General features: G+C 59.5%; 13 protein-coding genes. 5 read left to right on the top strand and 8 right to left on the bottom strand.

Annotated features, from left to right (window positions below):
* Positions 1-526: 526 nt before the first annotated feature.
* Together GWQ22_RS07140 and cra are read right to left on the bottom strand one after the other, a co-directional pair.
* Positions 527-1,720 (bottom strand): aromatic amino acid transport family protein, encoded by a 1,194-nt coding sequence (locus GWQ22_RS07140; protein WP_275929867.1) that lies wholly within the window; start codon positions 1,718-1,720, stop codon positions 527-529.
* Positions 1,721-2,157: 437 nt separating this feature from the next.
* On the bottom strand, positions 2,158-3,144 hold the full coding sequence (cra, locus tag GWQ22_RS07135) for a catabolite repressor/activator (protein ID WP_181364854.1): 987 nt from the start codon (positions 3,142-3,144) through the stop codon (positions 2,158-2,160).
* 296 nt (positions 3,145-3,440) lie between these two features.
* Between cra and fruB the strand changes: the two genes are divergently transcribed.
* The 3 genes from fruB to fruA are packed head-to-tail and all read left to right on the top strand — an operon-like array spanning position 3,441 to position 7,263.
* Positions 3,441-4,541, top strand: coding sequence for a fused PTS fructose transporter subunit IIA/HPr protein (gene fruB, locus GWQ22_RS07130; RefSeq protein ID WP_275929866.1), 1,101 nt, complete (start codon positions 3,441-3,443; stop codon positions 4,539-4,541).
* Positions 4,541-5,530 (top strand): 1-phosphofructokinase, encoded by a 990-nt coding sequence (pfkB, locus tag GWQ22_RS07125; protein ID WP_275929865.1) that lies wholly within the window; start codon positions 4,541-4,543, stop codon positions 5,528-5,530. Before fruB ends, pfkB begins: the two co-directional genes overlap by 1 nt.
* Entirely contained in the window at positions 5,527-7,263 is a 1,737-nt protein-coding gene (gene fruA, locus GWQ22_RS07120) for a PTS fructose transporter subunit IIBC (RefSeq protein ID WP_275929864.1), read from the top strand. The genes pfkB and fruA overlap by 4 nt, the downstream gene beginning before the upstream one ends.
* Before the next feature lie 103 nt (positions 7,264-7,366).
* Here the strand turns inward: fruA and GWQ22_RS07115 are convergent, their stop codons facing one another.
* Positions 7,367-7,618, bottom strand: coding sequence for a DUF1289 domain-containing protein (locus GWQ22_RS07115; protein ID WP_042034931.1), 252 nt, complete (start codon positions 7,616-7,618; stop codon positions 7,367-7,369).
* 150 nt (positions 7,619-7,768) lie between these two features.
* On the opposite strand from GWQ22_RS07115, the gene mltA reads away from it, so the two are divergent.
* Positions 7,769-8,920 (top strand): murein transglycosylase A, encoded by a 1,152-nt coding sequence (gene mltA, locus GWQ22_RS07110; protein WP_275929863.1) that lies wholly within the window; start codon positions 7,769-7,771, stop codon positions 8,918-8,920.
* 85 nt (positions 8,921-9,005) lie between these two features.
* On the opposite strand, the gene yfaE is transcribed toward mltA, so the two are convergent.
* From yfaE to ubiG, 5 genes are all read right to left on the bottom strand, one after another.
* Complete coding sequence (gene yfaE / locus GWQ22_RS07105) at positions 9,006-9,326, bottom strand: class I ribonucleotide reductase maintenance protein YfaE (RefSeq protein ID WP_275929862.1); 321 nt, start codon at positions 9,324-9,326, stop codon at positions 9,006-9,008.
* Between the two features lie 73 nt (positions 9,327-9,399).
* Entirely contained in the window at positions 9,400-10,533 is a 1,134-nt protein-coding gene (gene nrdB, locus GWQ22_RS07100; RefSeq protein WP_108536887.1) for a class Ia ribonucleoside-diphosphate reductase subunit beta, read from the bottom strand.
* Positions 10,534-10,614: 81 nt separating this feature from the next.
* The gene (gene nrdA / locus GWQ22_RS07095) at positions 10,615-12,882 is read right to left on the bottom strand and encodes a class 1a ribonucleoside-diphosphate reductase subunit alpha (protein WP_042034935.1); all 2,268 of its coding nucleotides are present in this window, start codon (positions 12,880-12,882) and stop codon (positions 10,615-10,617) included.
* Between the two features lie 557 nt (positions 12,883-13,439).
* Positions 13,440-14,126 (bottom strand): HAD-IA family hydrolase, encoded by a 687-nt coding sequence (locus GWQ22_RS07090; RefSeq protein ID WP_275929861.1) that lies wholly within the window; start codon positions 14,124-14,126, stop codon positions 13,440-13,442.
* Entirely contained in the window at positions 14,126-14,842 is a 717-nt protein-coding gene (gene ubiG, locus GWQ22_RS07085) for a bifunctional 2-polyprenyl-6-hydroxyphenol methylase/3-demethylubiquinol 3-O-methyltransferase UbiG (RefSeq protein WP_042034937.1), read from the bottom strand. Before ubiG ends, GWQ22_RS07090 begins: the two co-directional genes overlap by 1 nt.
* A gap of 201 nt (positions 14,843-15,043) precedes the next feature.
* On the opposite strand from ubiG, the gene gyrA reads away from it, so the two are divergent.
* Positions 15,044-17,827, top strand: a complete 2,784-nt coding sequence (gene gyrA, locus GWQ22_RS07080) for a DNA topoisomerase (ATP-hydrolyzing) subunit A (RefSeq protein WP_275929860.1) — start codon at positions 15,044-15,046, stop codon at positions 17,825-17,827.
* Positions 17,828-17,888: the final 61 nt, after the last annotated feature.

Genomic DNA, 17,888 nt, shown 5'->3' with positions numbered 1-17,888 from the left:
CGAACAGGGATTGCAGGCTGGAGCTCACTCTGGGAAGGCTGGCAAACACTGCAAAGTAAACTGGACGGCTTTATTGCCGCCAAAGAGATGATGGCTTCGGGGATCAAGATCTGATCAAGAGACAGGCAGGGGGCTTACCGTGGCGATATACGCAGTCGAGTAGCAACGAGGGCAGTAAACGAGGATGGATGCCATGAAGATATGAGTCTCAAAATTATCACCAAGATAAGTTATCTATGTTTGAACAAGATATTCTAATTCCTTTCCTTTATTTACATTTGAAGGGCAATGGTTATTAAAAATAACAAATGGTCCGGATGTCAATCAGCAGTACCCAGTTGTTGACCAAGCTGTGACTCTGCAGTTGGCTTGAGGTGCATTTGTCGATGGATTAACCATGGCCAAGATCCATTAAGCGTCTGAGTTTTCCGTCATTGCAGTGAGCTTGACTCTGTCACGATCAAAAAGCCCCGCCAATGTCCGTTGGCGGGGCTTTGCTATGTGGACTATTTCATACCGGTCAGTATTAGAGTGCGGGCAGCATCCCGAGGCTGACGCTGACCTGTACTCCGACGATCAGCACGCCCATGGCGGCGGTCAGACCAAGTGCCACCACGCCACCCGGGGCGCGGTAGTGGTGGGCGGGCGCCTGTTTGCGGCTCTGCCATACCAGCGCCACCGGCAGCAGTACCGCCAGTATCGCCAGGGCGATGGCGGCGTAGCCGAGCGCCATGATAAAGCCCTGCGGGAAGTAGAGGGCAAACAGCAGGGGCGGTACAAAGGTGATAAGACCGGTCTGGCTGCGGCCCTGCCAGTTGTCCTTGCGGCGGGTCACTTTGGCCATAAAGTCAAACAGCCCCAGCGTCACTCCGAGGAAGGAGGTGGCGAGTGCCAGATCGGCAAACAGGTGCATCGCCTGATTAAACGCGGGCCAGCTCACCAGTTGACCGATGTTGGCCAACAGGCTATCGAGCGCACCGCCGGTTTGTAGCAGCGCTTGCTGGCCGAGCAGACCGAGGATCGCCACCTGCCACAGCACATAGAGGATCAGCGGCAGGGCAGAGCCCCACACAAAGACCCGGCGCAGCTGCTTGGGGCAGTCGCCAAGGTAGAGCATCACGCTTGGAATGGAGCCGTGAAAGCCGAACGAGGTGAAGATGACCGGCAGGCCCGCCAGCAGCAAGCCCTGACCCAGCGGCATGGAGAGCAGGTGCTGCCCTTCTGCGCGGGGTAGCAGCAGTGCCAGCACCGCCACCATGATCACCAACTTTACGGTGAACATCAGCCGGTTGAGGTAATCCACCTGCTTGGTACCGACACAGACCATGCCGCCAAACAGCAGGGTAAAGGCCCAGGCCGCTTGCTCCTGGGTCAGCGTCATGCCCGCATCGGCCAGCGCTTGGGCCAGCAGGCTGCTGCCGCCGCTGATGTAGGCGGAAGCCAGCGAGTAGAACAGCATCAGGATACAGAAGGAGGCGATGCGCTTGCCCCAGGGGCCGAGCAGATGATCCGCCAGCTGGTGCAGGTACCACTTGCCGGTGTTGAGGCTCGCCTCCACCTGCAACATGGCGGTGAAGGCCATCAGGGTCCAGAGGCCGACCATCAGCATCAGGGTGGCAGGGCCGCCAAGGGAAGAGGAGGCCAGCGGCAGGGCCAGCATCCCGGCGCCTATGGTGGTGCCAGCAATCAACAGGGTACAACCCAGGGTTTTGGTGTTCATGTTATCCATCCGAAAGTAGCGGTGTCAGTGCAAACCAGTGGTGCACAGTGTTTACGTCAACAAGAGGGCCAATGGGCGTGATCAGAAGGCGCCTCCGGGGATAAGGCCGGAGGCTAGCAATATCGGAACGGGAACATCTGTACCTAAAACCTGTCAGTTGTAAAAGATGGTTGCCACGTTAGCGGATCAAAATAACGGAAACAATCCCTTTTATGCGGATCTTGTGCTGGCTTGCGGCAATAAGTGGCAATAAAAGATGACATACATGGCTCAGTGCCGAAAAAATAGGCTGGAGCGGGGGGCGCCCATTCTTGCAAAAACGCCAGGCATCGGGTTTGGGAGGGGTTGACTGCCGCAGGCAGAGAGTGTGCGGGCATGGGATGAAGAGAAGCAACGCTGCCGAACTTATGGGGTAAATCGGCCCGGCAGCGAGGTGGTCAGCGACGGCGTTTGAGGGTGCGGCTGACGTAGTACAAGCCACTCTGGTATTCACCGTTGACGGCCTTGAGCGCCAGTTCCAGCGCTTGGCTCGCCAGTGCATCGTGCTGCTGGGGCAGGGAGTTGATGCCAAAGGGGAGGAAGTCGAGCAGCCGATCGTCCCCGAAGGTGGCCATGGCGAGCTGGCTCATATCGGTTTCTTGTTCCAAGAGATAGTCGAGCACCCCCTCCATCAGGATATAGGAGGTGGTGATCAGTGCCTCCGGCAGCTGGCCCAGCTGCTGGTGCAGCGCCTTGATCAGGCGATACCCCTCGAGGCGGGAGAAGTGATCGCCCTCGCACAGGTGGCGCGCTGCGCTGTGACTGGCAACCGCCTGTTCGAAGCCTGCTTTGCGCTCCTGACTGATCGTGAGTGCTGGCAGGGCGGTGATCAAGGCGATATGGCGCAGGGCGGGGGTGAGCAGGGAGCTGGTGAGATCAAAGCTCGCCTTCTCGTTTTCACTGGCGACGGTGACGAACTGGTCGGCGGCCATGGCCCGGTCGATGGCGAGGATCTGGCTGCCTTGCGCTTGTAATTTGCCGTAGAAGGGGTCGTCCGGCGGCAGGCAGCTGGCGACCAGCAGGGCATCCACATGGCGGCTGACCAACATCTGGGCCAGCTCTTTTTCGGTGGCGGGATCATCTTCCGAGCAGACGATCAGCAGCTGATAGCCCTGCGCCCGCGCCCCCTGTTCCAGCCGTTTGGCCAGCTTGGCGTAACTGGCGTTTTCCAGGTCAGGCAGGATAAAGCCGAGGGTCTTGGTCTGGCCGCCCCGCAGGGAGGCGGCGCGGCTATCCGGTTGATAGTTGTGAGCGGTGACCACCGCCATCACCTTGTCGCGGGTAGCCTGGCTGATGCGGTATTGGTCGGCCTTGCCATTGATCACATAGCTGGCCGTGGTGCGCGAGACACCGGCGAGGGCGGCGATTTCATCCAGTTTCATCATATTGGCTCTGTTTGAGTTGCAAGGCCCACGGTCACTGCCGGGTGAGGGCACCGAAAAGTGTGCGCAGGATCATATCATTGAAAAGCACCCTTGGTGGGTACTTGATCAATCCGCTGAAACGATTCAGTCTGAGTGTAGGTGAAACGATTCAGCCTGTCAGTAACGAATAGGCACAGTGGCCTGAAAATCGGGCCACGATCACAATCAACCCCGATCTTGTCTATTGTCAGCAGGCGAGTTACCCGAATGTTCAATTGTGTTGTACCGGCGCGGCCGGAACCTGATGGAGAGTCTCTATGTTGAAGTTGGCGCGAGAGCAAATCTTGCTGGGACAGTCGGTGGCGACCAAGTCGGAAGCCATTGCACTGCTGGCGGGCAAACTGACCGAAGCCGGTCTGGTAGAAGCAGGCTATGTGGATGGGATGCTGGCCCGCGAGGCGCAGCATGCTACCTATCTTGGCAGCGGCATCGCCATTCCTCACGGCACCACCGACACCCGCCATCTGGTGAAAAGCACCGGTGTCATGGTGGCCCAGTTCCCCCACGGCATCGAGTGGGATGAGGGGCAGATTGCCTATGTCGCCATCGGTATTGCCGCCAAGTCCGACGAGCATCTGGGCATTTTGCGTCAGCTCACCCATGTGCTGGGTGATGAGCAGGCTGCCGCGCAATTGAAAGAGGCCACTGATGCCGACACCATCATCAACATCCTGACCGGCGCCACGGCTGCGAAAGAGGCGCAATACCTGACCCTGGCGGATTTCCCGGCCGATGATCGCGACCAACTGCTGTTGGGTGCTGCCGCCCGCGCCAAGTCAGCGGGTTGGGGCGATGCCACCATGGTGACGTCGCTGCTGGCAAGCGATCCCGCCTATCTGGGCGAGGGGATCTGGCTGGCTCGTGCGCAAGCCGCCCAGACCGGTTGGGTGCTGGCAACGCCGAGCAATGCACTCACCGCAGGTGATCTGCCGGTCAGCGCCATGCTGCTGCTGTGTGCCGCAGATAGCAGCCATCTGCCGCAACTTGAGAATCTGGCCAAACTGGCCGCCGCCGGTCAACTTGCAACGCTGGCGGGCAGCGATGGGCTGGCCATGCTGCAGGCCGGGCCCGCGAGTGGTCTTGCCGAGACCTTCACCATCATTAACCCCCACGGCCTGCATGCCCGTCCGGGTGCCATGCTGGTCAAGGTAGCCAAAGAGTTTGAATCAGACATTCGCGTTGCCAATCTGGACGGTAGCGGCGAAGCAGTCTCCGCCAAGAGCCTGATGAAGGTCATTGGTCTTGGCGTCAAGTGCGGTCACCGTCTGGCGTTTCGCGCCGAAGGGGTGGATGCCGAAGCGGCCCTCAAGGGGATCGGCGAGGCCATCGCGGCCGGTCTGGGTGAGGGGGCACACTGATGAAGATTGTCACCATTACCCTCAACCCGGCGCTCGATCTCACTACCCGTCTCGAGGCGATGAACCTTGGCGAAGTGAATCTGGTGAGCGAGGCGTCCTTACGCGCCGCGGGCAAGGGGATCAACGTCGCTATGGTGTTGAAAGATCTGGGCCGCGACGTGGGCGTGACCGGCTGGCTTGGCGCTGACAATGAGCAGAGTTTTGTTTCCCTGTTTACAGAGCGCGCGCTGGCTGATCACTTTGTGCGTGTGGCGGGCAGCACCCGTATCAACGTCAAGATCTCCGAGCACTCTGGCCGGGTGACCGATCTCAACCTGCCGGGGCTCACCATCCACGAAGGGGAAGTGAGTGCCCTGGAGCAGGCCATCGACGAGTTGGCACCGCAAGCCGAGTGGTTCGTGCTGGCGGGCAGCCTGCCCAAAGGGGTGGCCCCCAGTTACTGCGCCCATCTTATTCGCTTGCTCAAGGCCAAAGGCAAGCAGGTGATCTTCGATTGCAGCGGCGCGGCCTTAAGCGAAGGCATCAAGGCTGCGCCGACCCTGATCAAACCCAATCTGGAGGAGCTGAGCCAGTGGGCCGGTCGTCCCATCAAGACCCTGAGCGAGCAGGCCGCTTGCGCCCGCGAGTTACAGGCTCAGGGTATCGCCCATGTGGTGATCTCCAATGGCGCCGATGGCCTCGTCTGGTTTGGTCCTGATGCCACCTGGCAGGCCATTCCGCCGCGTATGAATGTCATCAGCACAGTCGGTGCCGGCGACTCCCTGGTGGCGGGGCTGACCCACGGTCTGAGTCTTGGCTGGGCGCCGGAGCAGATCCTGCGTCTGGCGACCGCCGTTTCGGCACTGGCAGTCAGTCAGGTGGCGGTCGGTTTTAGCGATATCAGTGTGCTCAACCCCTTACTTGAACAGGTGCGTGTACAGCGTCTGGATGATCTGGCACCGGTTCAATGCAATACCCCCTCAATGAAAAACTCAGGAGATGCCCAATGAAAGCAATCTTGGTTACGGCTTGCCCGGCGGGCATAGCCACCAGCTTTCTCGCTGCAAAACGGATAGAACAGCAGGCCAAACTGGCAGGCTGGGAACTCACCCTCGACGTCTGCGCCAGCGTGCAACCCCGTCAGGTGCCGAACAAGGAGCAGATTGCCGCAGCCGACCTGGTGCTGGTCGTGGCAAGCGCCCCGGTGGATCTCGCCGCCTATGATGCCAAGCGGGTCTATCAGGGGAGTATGGATCTGGCGCTGCAGGATCCGGCCGCCGTGCTGGAAGCCGCGGCCAGCGGTGCCAGCGTCTATCGCCATCAGGCCGCACCCGCCGTTGCCAATGCTGCCGCCAAACCGGCCGCCGCTGGCAAGCGCATCGTGGCGGTGACTGCCTGTCCGACCGGTGTGGCCCACACCTTTATGTCGGCAGAAGCGCTGGAGACCATGGCCAAGCAGCTTGGTTATCAGATCCGTGTCGAGACCCAAGGCTCGGTCGGTGCCCAGAATGCCCTGACCGCGGATGAGATTGCCGCCGCCGATCTGGTGTTCCTGGCGACCGATATCGAAGTAGACATGGCCCGCTTCGATGGCAAGCAGGTCTATCGCACCAGCACAGGTGCGGCGCTCAAGAAGACCCGCGCCGAGCTCGACAAGGCGTGGAACGAGGCGACACTCTATCGCCACAGCGGCGTCAACCAGCCCAAGAAAGAGGAAAAAGCAGGCCCCTACAAGCATTTGCTGACCGGCGTCTCCTTTATGCTGCCGATGGTTGTCGCGGGCGGTCTTATCATCGCGCTCTCGTTCGTGTTCGGGATTGAAGCGTTCAAGGTAGAAGGCACCCTGGCCGCCGCCCTGATGCAGATCGGTGGCGGCTCGGCTTTTGCCCTCATGATCCCGGTGCTGGCCGGTTACATTGCCTACTCCATCGCTGACCGTCCGGGTCTCGCACCCGGCATGATTGGCGGTATGCTGGCAAGCTCGCTGGGCGCCGGTTTCCTTGGCGGTATCGTGGCCGGTTTTCTGGCCGGTTACAGCGCCAAGTACCTGAGCGACAAGGTACGTCTGCCGGTGACCCTGGAAGCGCTCAAGCCCATCCTCATTATTCCGCTGGTGGCCAGCCTGTTTACCGGTCTGGTGATGATCTACGTGGTGGGTGGTCCGGTGGCTGGCATCATGAATGCCATGACCGAATTCCTTAATAATATGGGCTCTGCCAACGCCGTGCTGCTGGGTGTCATTCTCGGCGCCATGATGTGCTTCGACATGGGCGGTCCGGTCAACAAGGCGGCCTATGCCTTTGGTGTTGGTCTGCTGGCCTCCAAAACCTACGCCCCGATGGCGGCTGTGATGGCGGCCGGTATGGTACCGGCACTGGGGATGGGGATCGCGACCTTCCTGGCACGCACCAAGTTCATCAAGGCGGAGCAGGAAGCGGGTAAAGCCTCCTTTGTGCTGGGTCTGTGCTTCATCTCCGAGGGGGCCATCCCGTTTGCCGCCAAGGATCCGATGCGCGTCATCCCGGCCTGTATGGTCGGCGGTGCCCTGACCGGTGCGCTCTCCATGCTGTTTGGCTGCGAGCTGATGGCCCCCCACGGCGGCCTGTTCGTGCTCTTTATTCCCCACGCCATCAGTAACGTCATGCTGTATATCGTGGCGATTGCAGCAGGCTCGCTGCTGACCGGTGTCTCCTACGCCATGCTCAAGCGCGGTGAAGCGCAGGGCAAGCTGGCGACGGCCTGAGTGGTGCAACGTAAATAAATGCAATTGTTGACAAGGCGGCCTGCGGGCCGCTTTTTTGTGGCGGATGAGAAAGGGATAAAAGAGGGGGGATAGTGGGGAAAAGTCAAAAGTCCCAGCCGGCCTGCTCTTGCTCACTGGCCTGGATGGCCTCTTGTGCCTTGCGACGAGCAGCGTCCACCCGGGCCTTGCGACCACGGCACAGGCGCATCACCTCCTGCTGCTCGGTGGGGGTCATGGTGAGCCAGTTGAAACGCTCCTCCCGGTTGCGCAGGCAGCCCTTGCAGTAGCCCTTGTTGTTCACTTCGCATACCCCGATGCAGGGGCTCTGCAGCGGGAAGATCTCGAGCTGTTCCATCCATGGCCTCTCACACCTTGTTACCTTGTTATAACCCAGAAGATCCCCTTAGGAGAAATCTGTTGCCAAGGGGCTGATGGCGTTTGCTTTCCCCCTGCAAATTTGGCATCTTCCCCGCCAAGCATGAGGCTTGGTGTTACATGAGGACATATGAATAAACATGCGTACTGGCTGACCGCCGCAGTGCTGGGGCTGGCCGGTTGTGCGGGCAACTCTGAGCAAGCACCGGTGCCCAAGAAGAAACCCGATGCCAGATGTTTTCTGAACTGCGAGGTGCCGGTCAATCTGGGCAAGCAGTATCTGGACGGCCCCCTGCCGGATGATCTGGTGCGGGTAGAAGGTGTCAACAGTCTCCAGCACGCTGACTTCAGTAAGTTTGGTCCCCAGAGCCAGCTGGTGCTGGAGCGTTCCGGCAAGATGACCCGTCGCTATGGCGAGCTTTATAGCCAGCTCTCCCGCTGGGTGGCCAATGGCGGCAACCCGGCCCATATCACCCAGTACGGCATCAGCCTGGCCCAGATGGGTGGCGCCGATCGCATGGGCAACGTGCTGTTTACCGGTTATTACTCGCCGGTACTGGAGGTGCGTCATCGCCCGGATGCCAAGTACAAGTACCCCATCTATGCCATGCCCAAGTGCGGTGGCCGTTGCCCGAGCCGGGCCGAGATCCATCAGGGGGCCCTGGCCAACCGTGGGTTGGAGCTGGGTTACAGCAAATCCCTCATCGACAACTTCCTGATGGATGTACAGGGCTCAGGTTTTGTCCACTACGGCGATGACGATCGGCTGCAATACCTGGGTTACAGCGGCAAGAATGGTCATGGCTACGTGAGTATCGGCCGGGTGTTGATCGACCGGGGTGAGGTGCCCAAGGAGAAGATGTCCATGAAGGCCATCAAGGATTGGGCCAACAGCAAACCGGAGGAGAGCGTCAAGGAGCTGGTGGAGCAGAATCCTTCTTATGTCTTCTTTGAGCGTCGTCCCACCAATGACGTGATTGGGGCGGCCGGCATTCCGTTGCTGCCGCTGGCGGCCGTGGCGGCTGACAAGACCCTGCTGCCGATGGGCACGCCGATCCTGGCTGAAGTCCCCTTGCTCGACAAAGAGGGCAACTGGACCGGCAAACATCAGCTGCGGCTCCTGATCGCGCTGGATGTGGGGGGCGCCGTGAAGAAGGGGCACCTGGATCTCTACCATGGCATGGGTGAGGAGGCCGGTGTGGCCGCCGGTCACTACAAGCACTTTGGCCGGGTCTGGAAGCTGGGCCTGCACCAGGGGCCGACCGCCGCCCCCTGGCTGTGAGTCAAACCAGTTAGCCGCAATAAAAAAGCCGCCGGAGTCAAATCCGGCGGCTTTTTGTTTGGCAACGCGTGTGGTGCTTGCTGCGTCAGCCTTTCCTGATGTCCAGCCGGATGGCCCCGACCGGTTTGCAGCAGCAGGGTAGGCACTCGCCTGGGGAGACGAATGCCAACGGCACATTGGCATAGTGCACCGAGCCTGCCAGCAAGGGCGTGCGGCAGGCGCCGCAATAGCCGCTGCGGCACTGGAACTCCACATGATGGCCGTGGCGCTCCAGGGTCTCCAACACGCTCTCGCCGGGATGGGCGAGCAGGGTACCGTCGCGGGTCTGCACCAGCGGCGCCTGTGTGGCCTCTTGCTGTGTTGCAGGCTGCGGGGCAGTGGCCAGCGTGTTGGTGGCGTCACTCACAGCTCAAAGTCACCGAGATCATTTGCGTGTACTTCGCTGTCGATCAGGTCGACCAGCATATCGGGTAGCTGACTCACAGCTCGAAGTCACCGAGATCGTCGGCATGTACTTCGCTGTCGATCTGGCCGACCAGGTAGGAACTCACTTCCACTTCCTGCGGGGCGACCTGCACGTTGTCAGAGGACAGCCAGGTGTTGATCCAGGGGATCGGGTTTTGCTTGGCGCCGGCAAAGGCTGACTGCAGACCGACCGCACTCATGCGCAGGTTGGTGATGTACTCCACGTACTGGCAGAGGATGTCCTTGTTCAGGCCGATCATGGAACCGTCCTGAAACAGGTACTCGGCCCACTCTTTCTCCTGAATGGCGGCTTCCTTGAAGATCTCGAAGCAGGCCTGCTCGCACTCGGCGGCAATCTCGGCCATCTCGGGGTCGTCCTGGCCAGTGCGCATCAGGTTCAACATGTGCTGGGTGCCGGTCAGGTGCAGCGCTTCGTCGCGGGCGATCATCTTGATGATCTTGGCGTTGCCTTCCATCAGTTCGCGTTCGGCGAAGGCAAAGGAGCAGGCGAAGCTGACGTAGAAGCGGATCGCCTCCAGCGCATTGACGCTCATCAGGCACAGGTAGAGCTTCTTCTTCAGCTCGCGCAGTGTGATGGTGCGCATCTGTCCGGCGACGCTATGGGTCCCTTCACCGTGCAGGTTGTAGAGTGCGGTCGCCTCGATCAGATCGTCGTAGAAGCAGCTGATGGAGCCAGCGCGCTTCAATATCTGCTCGTTGGTGACGATGTCGTCAAACACCTGGGCCGGGGTGTTGACGATATTGCGAATGATGTGGGTGTAGGAGCGCGAGTGGATAGTCTCCGAGAAGGCCCAAGTCTCGATCCAGGTTTCCAGCTCCGGAATGGAGACCAGTGGCAGCAGCGCCACGTTGGGGCTGCGACCCTGGATGGAATCCAGCAGGGTCTGGTACTTCAGGTTGGAGATGAAGATGTGCTGCTCGTGGGGCGGCAGGGCCTGATAGTCGATGCGGTCGTGGGAGACATCGACCTCTTCCGGGCGCCAGAAGAAGGAGAGCTGTTTCTCGATCAGTCGCTCGAACACTTCGTGCTTTTGTTGATCATAACGGGCCACATTGACCGATTGGCCAAAAAACATCGGCTCTTTGAGCTGGTCGTTTTGGGTTTGGCAGAAAGTTGAATAGGCCATGGTTACCAGAATGTATTAAATGGATTAAACAGGAGAGCGGGAGCTTGTCGCTCCCGCCCGGTTGTCAGATCTTGCAATGGCTTATATTTTACAAGCCCCACCGGCACAACCGTCATCTTGCATATCGGCTTGTGCGTCATCCGCACCATCACGGGTGTTGTGATAGTAGAGGGTCTTGAGGCCGTATTTGTAAGCGGTCAGCAGATCCTTGAGCAACTGTTTCATCGGCACCTTGTTGCCTTCAAAACGGGCGGGGTCGTAGTTGGTGTTGGCGGAGATCGCCTGATCCACAAACTTCTGCATGATACCGACCAACTGCAGATAGCCATCGACGCTCGGTTGCTTCCAGAGCAGTTCGTATTGATCTTTCAGGCGATGATACTCGGGCACCACCTGTTTGAGAATACCGTCCTTGGAGGCCTTGACCGATACCAGGCCGCGCGGCGGCTCTATGCCGTTGGTGGCGTTGGAGATCTGGCTGGAGGTCTCGCTTGGCATCAGGGCGGTCAGGGTGGAGTTGCGCAGACCCACAGTGCGGATCTCTTCACGCAAAGTTTCCCAATCCAGGTGCAGCGGCTCGTTGCACAGGTTGTCGAGATCCTTTTTATAGGTATCGATGGGCAAAATGCCCTGGGCATAAGTGGTCTCGTTGAACGCCGGGCAGGGGCCGAACTCGCGGGCCAGCTGCACGGAGGCTTTCAGCAGGTAGAACTGGATCGCCTCGAAGGTGCGGTGCGTCAGCGCCAGACCGGAACCGTCGGAGTAACGGGCGCCGTTTTTGGCCAGGTAGTAGGCGTAGTTGATGACGCCTATCCCCAGGGTACGACGGTTCATGCTGCCTTTCTGGGCAGCCTTGAGCGGGTAATCCTGATAGTCGAGCAGGGCATCCAGGGCACGCACGGCGAGATCGGCCATCTCTTCCAGATCTTCCAGCTTCTCGATGGCGCCGAGGTTGAACGCGGAGAGGGTGCACAGGGCGATCTCGCCCTCTTCGTCATCCACGTTGTTGAGCGGCTTGGTCGGCAGCGCGATTTCGAGGCAGAGGTTAGACTGGCGTACCGGCGCCACGCTCGGATCGAACGGGCTGTGGGTGTTGCAGTGATCCACGTTCTGGATGTAGATGCGACCGGTACCGGCACGCTCCTGCATCATCAGGGAGAAGAGGTCGACCGCCTTGATGGTCTTCTTGCGAATGGCCGGGTCCTGCTCGTACTTGACGTAGAGCGCCTCGAACTTGTCCTGATCGGCGAAGAAGGCATCGTACAGGCCAGGGGCATCGGATGGTGAGAACAAGGTGATGTCGCCGCCCTTGATCAGGCGCTGGTACATCAGTTTGTTGATCTGCACGCCGTAGTCCATGTGACGGACCCGGTTCTCTTCCACGCCACGATTGTTTTTCAGGACCAGCAGGCTTTCCACCTCGGTGTGCCACAGCGGATAGAAGAGGGTGGCCGCCCCGCCGCGCACGCCGCCCTGGGAGCAGCATTTGACCGCAGTCTGGAAGTATTTGTAGAAGGGGATGCAACCGGTGTGGAACGCTTCGCCACCACGGATGGGGCTACCCAGACCACGGATACGGCCAGCGTTGATGCCGATACCGGCGCGCTGGGAGACATAACGCACGATGGCGCTGGCGGTGGCGTTGATGGAATCCAGGCTGTCATCACACTCGATCAGCACGCAGGAGCTGAACTGGCGAGTCGGGGTCCGCACGCCGCTCATGATGGGCGTCGGCAGGGAAATTTTGAAAGTCGAGACTGCATCGTAGAAGCGCTTGATGTAGTCCAGACGGGTATCTTTCGGGTACTTGGAGAAGAGGCAGGCTGCTACCAGGATGTAGAGGAACTGCGGGCTCTCGTAGATCTCGCCGGTGACGCGGTTCTGCACCAGGTACTTGCCTTCCAGCTGCTTGACGGCGGCGTAGGAGAAGTCCATATCACGCCAGTGATCCAGGTGCTCGTTGAGCGCCTCAAATTCGGCCTGGGTGTAGTCGGTCAGCAGGTGCTTGTCATATTTGCCCATGTCTACCAGACGGGCGACGTGTTGGTAGAGATGGGGCGGTTCGAACTGGCCGTAGGCTTTCTTGCGCAGGTGGAAGATGGCCAGACGGGCAGCCATGTACTGGTAATCCGGGCTTTGCTCGGAGATCAGATCAGCAGTGGCCTTGATGACGGTTTCGTGGATATCGGCGGTACGGATACCGTCATAGAACTGGATGTGGGACTTGAGTTCCACCTGGGATACCGACACGTTGTCGAGTCCCTCGGCGGCCCAATCCAGCACGCGGTGAATTTTATCCAGATCGATGGGTTCTTTGTGGCCGTTACGCTTCGTCACAAACAAGTTCATTGGCTGATGACCTTTGTAGTTGATTCCCGAAAAACCATCGCACGGCCTTGACCGCCTGGTCGTGATCGACTGCGGGAGCGGGGGCATGTTGTGCGATGAATCACAAGATATAGTGTTATTTTAAGTTCGAGCTACAAGATAGTGAGGTCTACCCGGCATTGCAATCTGTGGATAAGGCATTAGCTGTGGATAAATTGTGGGTGTTGCGACCCATGTTAGTGGCTGCTCACAGTGAGTGGGTTTTCATGCGTCCGATCCGGTAAATGCAAGCCTGATGATCGAACATGGAAAATTTAAATAACTTTTTTTGCTTGCGAAAACGGGGTGTTTTTACTAGCAAATTCAGTCTGGTTATCCCTTGTGCAGCCTGGGTCAAAAGGTGTCCTGTCCCTGTCGGTTAGCGGTTGCCAAACGGCAAAAATGGGAGATCACTCCTGACCTCCCATCGCATCCTTGCGTACCCGTATGCCCCAGCGGGTGGTGCTCAATTGGATTTCTTTTGGCAACAAAACTGCCTTTATGATCCATCAATGCCTGTGACCAGGCGGATCATGGGGTCAGGCTACCTCGTAACGTAGCCAGTGGTGCAGGGCCTGTACCGTATCGAAGTGCAGATCTGCGCCCCAGTCGGCGGGATCCTCGTCATCGCTCAGATAACCCCAACCCGCGACGGCGGTGCGCATACCGGCGTTGCGGCCCGCTTCGATGTCGCGCACATGATCCCCTACGTAGAGGCAGTGGGCTGCCTCGACCCCTAGCTGGTCGCAGGCGAAGAACATGGGGGCGGGGTCGGGCTTGCGTACCGGCAGGGTATCGGCACTGACCGTCACACCGCAGCTGGCAAGCTCGGGCAAGGCCGCCAGCAGCGGCTCGGTGAGAAAGCCCGGCTTGTTGGTGACTATGCCCCATGGCAGGGCGCGTTCGTCCAGCCATTCAATGAGCTCCAGCATGCCCTCATAGGGACGGGTACCGACACACAGGTGGGCGGCGTAGAAGTCGAGCAGCGCGGCGCGCAGGCGAGTGGCGCCCAGCTCCTCGAGCAGCTCATCGCCAAGCCCGGCCCTGAGTAGCCCGAGCGCCCCGTTGGAGGTGGTCTGGCGAATGATGGCATCAGAGAGCGGGGCAAAGCCTTCGCTCACCAGCACATGGTTGACGGCCGCGCCCAAGTCAGGTGCGGTATCGAGCAAGGTGCCGTCGAGATCAAACAGCACGCAGCGCAGCGGCACCGGGTGAGAGTCGCCCATCAGCCTTGCTCCGGGCGGATGAATTCCACCATGTAGTTGACGTCGACGTTCTTGCCGAGTTTGAACTGGCCGGTCAGCGGCGAATAGTGTACGCCGCTCATGTCCCGCACCAACAGACCCGCCGCTTCACCCATGCGGCACAGTTCGGCGGGGGTGATGAATTTTTTGTGATCATGGGTGCCCTTGGGGATCATCTTCATCAGGTATTCGGCCCCCAGGATCATCATCAGATAGGCTTTCGGGTTGCGGTTGATGGTGGAGATGAACACCCGTCCGCCGGGGCGTACCAGGGTGGCGATGGCGCGCAGCACTGAAGCCGGATCCGGCACGTGCTCCAGCATCTCCATGCAGGTGACCACGTCATACTGGCCAGGGGCCTGGCCGGCATGCTCCTCCGCCGTCATCTGCTGGTATTGGAGCTCCACGCCCTGCTCGAGGGCGTGCAGGCGGGCGACGCCGAGCGGCTCCTTGCCCATGTCGATGCCCATCACGCGAGCGCCCCGACGGGCCATGCTCTCGGAGAGGATGCCGCCCCCGCAGCCGATGTCGAGGACCTGCTTGCCAAACAGGCCGCCGCTCTTGTCGGTGATCCAGTCAAGGCGCACCGGATTGATTTGATGCAGTGGCTTGAACTCGCCCTCCATGTCCCACCAGCGGGAGGCGATGGCTTCAAATTTGGCGATTTCTGTCAGATCGACATTGGCATCACTATTCATTTTTTGATGATCCTGTGGCAGGGCGCGCAGGTAGCAAGACTTGGGCGCAATCTATTGTCCTGGCGGGCATTATAACGGACACATTTTGTCACACCAGCCCGACTTGTTATCCGGATTTGTGGCTTAAGGTATTTGGCTCAGTGTGTTACCATGGCGCGCTGTTTAAGCCAAAGAACAACTAATTAGGGATTAAGGCTTTCTATGAGCGATCTGGCCAGAGAGATCACGCCGATCAACATCGAAGAAGAGCTCAAGAGTTCCTATCTTGATTACGCCATGAGCGTGATCGTAGGACGAGCTCTGCCGGATGTGCGTGATGGCTTGAAACCGGTTCACCGCCGCGTTCTGTTTGCTATGAACGAGTTGGGGAACGACTGGAACAAGCCCTATAAAAAATCGGCCCGTGTGGTCGGTGACGTAATCGGTAAATACCACCCGCACGGCGACAGTGCCGTGTATGACACCATCGTCCGCTTGGCGCAGGATTTCTCCATGCGCTACATGCTGGTCGATGGTCAGGGCAACTTCGGTTCGGTCGACGGCGACAGCGCCGCCGCCATGCGTTACACCGAAGTGCGGATGGCCCGCATCTCCCACGAGCTGCTGGCCGATCTGGACAAAGAGACCGTGGACTGGGTGCCCAACTATGATGGCACCGAGATGATCCCGGCTGTCATGCCCACCAAGGTGCCCAACCTGCTGGTCAACGGCTCATCCGGTATCGCGGTGGGCATGGCGACCAACATTCCTCCTCACAACCTCACCGAGATAGTCAACGGCTGTCTGGCGCTGATCGAAAATAGCGATCTCACCATCGATGAGTTGATGACCTATATCACAGGGCCTGATTTCCCCACTGGCGCCATCATCAATGGTCGCGCCGGCATAGTGCAGGCTTACCGCACCGGTCGCGGCTCCGTCTATGTGCGCGCCAAGGCCGAAGTGGAAGTGGACGACAAGACCCATCGCGAGACCATCCTGGTTCACGAGCTGCCTTATCAGGTGAACAAGGCGCGGCTGATCGAGAAGATCGCCGAGCTGGTCAAAGAGAAGAAAGTCGAGGGCATCAGTGCCCTGCGCGATGAGTCCGACAAGGACGGCATGCGCATCGTTATCGAGATCAAACGTGGCGAGTCTGGCGAGATTGTGCTGAACAATCTCTACAAGCACACCCAGCTGCAGACCACGTTCGGCATCAACATGGTGGCGCTCGATAACAACCAGCCCAAGGTGATGAACCTTAAAGACATCCTGGATGCGTTCCTGCTGCACCGCCGTGAAGTGGTGACTCGCCGGACCGTGTTCGAACTGCGCAAGGCGCGGGATCGGGCCCACATCCTGGAAGGTCTGGCGGTCGCACTGGCCAACATAGACCCCATCATCGAGCTGATCCGTCACTCCGACACCTCTGCCGACGCCAAAGCCAAGCTTGTAGCTCGGGGATGGGATCTCGGCAACGTGGCCGGCATGCTGGAAAAAGCAGGCGACGACGCGGCCCGTCCGGAGTGGCTGGAGCCGGAGTTCGGCATCCGTGAAGGTCAATACTTCCTGACCGAACAGCAGGCCCAGGCCATCCTGGATCTGCGTCTGCACAAGCTGACCGGCCTCGAGCACGGGAAGATCCTGGAAGAGTATCAATCTCTGCTGGATCTGATCGCCGAGCTGCTGTTCATCCTGGCAAGCCCGGAACGGCTGATGGAAGTGATCCGCGATGAACTGCTGGCCGTGCGCGAGCAGTATGGCGACGAGCGCCGCACCGAGATCAGCGCCTCCAGTGCCGAGATCAACATCGAAGATCTGATCACCCCGGAAGACGTGGTCGTGACCCTGTCTCACCAGGGTTATGTGAAGTATCAGCCGCTCTCCGACTACGAGGCCCAGCGCCGCGGTGGTCGTGGCAAGTCGGCCACCCGGATCAAGGAAGAGGACTTTGTGGAACGTCTGCTGGTGGCCAACACCCACGACACCATTTTGTGCTTCTCCACCCGTGGCAAGGTCTACTGGCTCAAGGTGTATCAGCTGCCGGAGGCGTCCCGTGGCGCCCGTGGTCGTCCGATCATCAACTTGCTGCCGCTGGAAGAGGGCGAGCGCATCACCGCCATCCTGCCGGTGAAAGAGTACGCTGACGACAAGTATGTCTTCTTCGCCACCGCTGACGGTACCGTGAAGAAAACCAGCCTGTCTGCGTTCAGCCGTCCGCTCTCCTCCGGTATTCGTGCCATCAACCTCAAAGAGGGCGATGAGCTGATCGGGGTGGACATCACAGATGGCAGCAACGAGATCATGTTGTTCTCCGATGCGGGCAAGGTGGTTCGCTTTGCAGAAGGTAGCGGCCGTGCCGATGCCGCCGATGCCGATGTCAGCGATGAGGTCGACGGGGATGACGAGAGTGTCATTGACGCCGGTAACGACGACGATGGCAGCGACAACGGCGAAGGCACCGAAAGCAAGGGTACCTTCAAGGGCGTGCGTCCCATGGGTCGTACCGCCGGTGGGGTACGTGGTATCCGCCTGCTCAATGGTGACAAGGTGGTTTCCCTGATCGTCCCCCGTGGCGAGGGTGCCATCCTGACCGCCACCGAGAACGGTTACGGCAAGCGTACCGCGCTGACCGAGTACCCGACCAAGAGCCGTGGTACCCAGGGCGTTCGCTCCATCAAGGTGGACGAGCGTAACGGCAAGGTGATCGATGCGATCCAGGTCGAAGATACCGACCAGATCATGCTGATCACCAATGGCGGTACCCTGGTCCGTACTCGCGTTGCCGAGGTGAGTGTCATTGGCCGTAACACCGGCGGTGTGCGTCTGATCCGTACCGGTGAAGACGAGACCGTGGTTGGCCTGCAGCGTATCGCGGAGAGCGACGAAGAAGAGAACGACATCGTGGCCGTTGACGGTGAGGTGTCCGAAGGCACCGATATCGCGCCAGATGCCGCAGGATCCACTGATGGGTCTACTGAAGAGGGTGCCGCGAGCGACGAATAATCGCCTGTTTGCCTTCATGAAAAAGAGCGACCCTTTGGGTCGCTCTTTTTGTTGCTGCCGT

It is taken from the genome of Aeromonas sp. 1HA1, from assembly GCF_029237385.1.
In the GTDB taxonomy this organism is placed as follows: Bacteria; Pseudomonadota; Gammaproteobacteria; order Enterobacterales; family Aeromonadaceae; genus Aeromonas; species Aeromonas popoffii.
The sequence above is the reverse complement of the archived record's forward strand: the minus strand, read 5'-3'. Positions and strand labels throughout refer to the sequence as shown.

What these genes read in the sequence shown, in the direction of transcription:
- cra (WP_181364854.1), bottom strand. Translation starts at nt 3,144, where the DNA reads ATGATGAAACTGGATGAAATCGCCGCCCTCGCCGGTGTCTCGCGCACC.
- ubiG (WP_042034937.1), bottom strand. Translation starts at nt 14,842, where the DNA reads ATGAATAGTGATGCCAATGTCGATCTGACAGAAATCGCCAAATTTGAA.
- GWQ22_RS07090 (WP_275929861.1), bottom strand. Translation starts at nt 14,126, where the DNA reads ATGGGCGACTCTCACCCGGTGCCGCTGCGCTGCGTGCTGTTTGATCTC.
- mltA (WP_275929863.1), top strand. Translation starts at nt 7,769, where the DNA reads ATGAATAAACATGCGTACTGGCTGACCGCCGCAGTGCTGGGGCTGGCC.
- GWQ22_RS07140 (WP_275929867.1), bottom strand. Translation starts at nt 1,720, where the DNA reads ATGAACACCAAAACCCTGGGTTGTACCCTGTTGATTGCTGGCACCACC.
- gyrA (WP_275929860.1), top strand. Translation starts at nt 15,044, where the DNA reads ATGAGCGATCTGGCCAGAGAGATCACGCCGATCAACATCGAAGAAGAG.
- fruA (WP_275929864.1), top strand. Translation starts at nt 5,527, where the DNA reads ATGAAAGCAATCTTGGTTACGGCTTGCCCGGCGGGCATAGCCACCAGC.
- nrdA (WP_042034935.1), bottom strand. Translation starts at nt 12,882, where the DNA reads ATGAACTTGTTTGTGACGAAGCGTAACGGCCACAAAGAACCCATCGAT.
- nrdB (WP_108536887.1), bottom strand. Translation starts at nt 10,533, where the DNA reads ATGGCCTATTCAACTTTCTGCCAAACCCAAAACGACCAGCTCAAAGAG.
- GWQ22_RS07115 (WP_042034931.1), bottom strand. Translation starts at nt 7,618, where the DNA reads ATGGAACAGCTCGAGATCTTCCCGCTGCAGAGCCCCTGCATCGGGGTA.
- fruB (WP_275929866.1), top strand. Translation starts at nt 3,441, where the DNA reads ATGTTGAAGTTGGCGCGAGAGCAAATCTTGCTGGGACAGTCGGTGGCG.
- pfkB (WP_275929865.1), top strand. Translation starts at nt 4,541, where the DNA reads ATGAAGATTGTCACCATTACCCTCAACCCGGCGCTCGATCTCACTACC.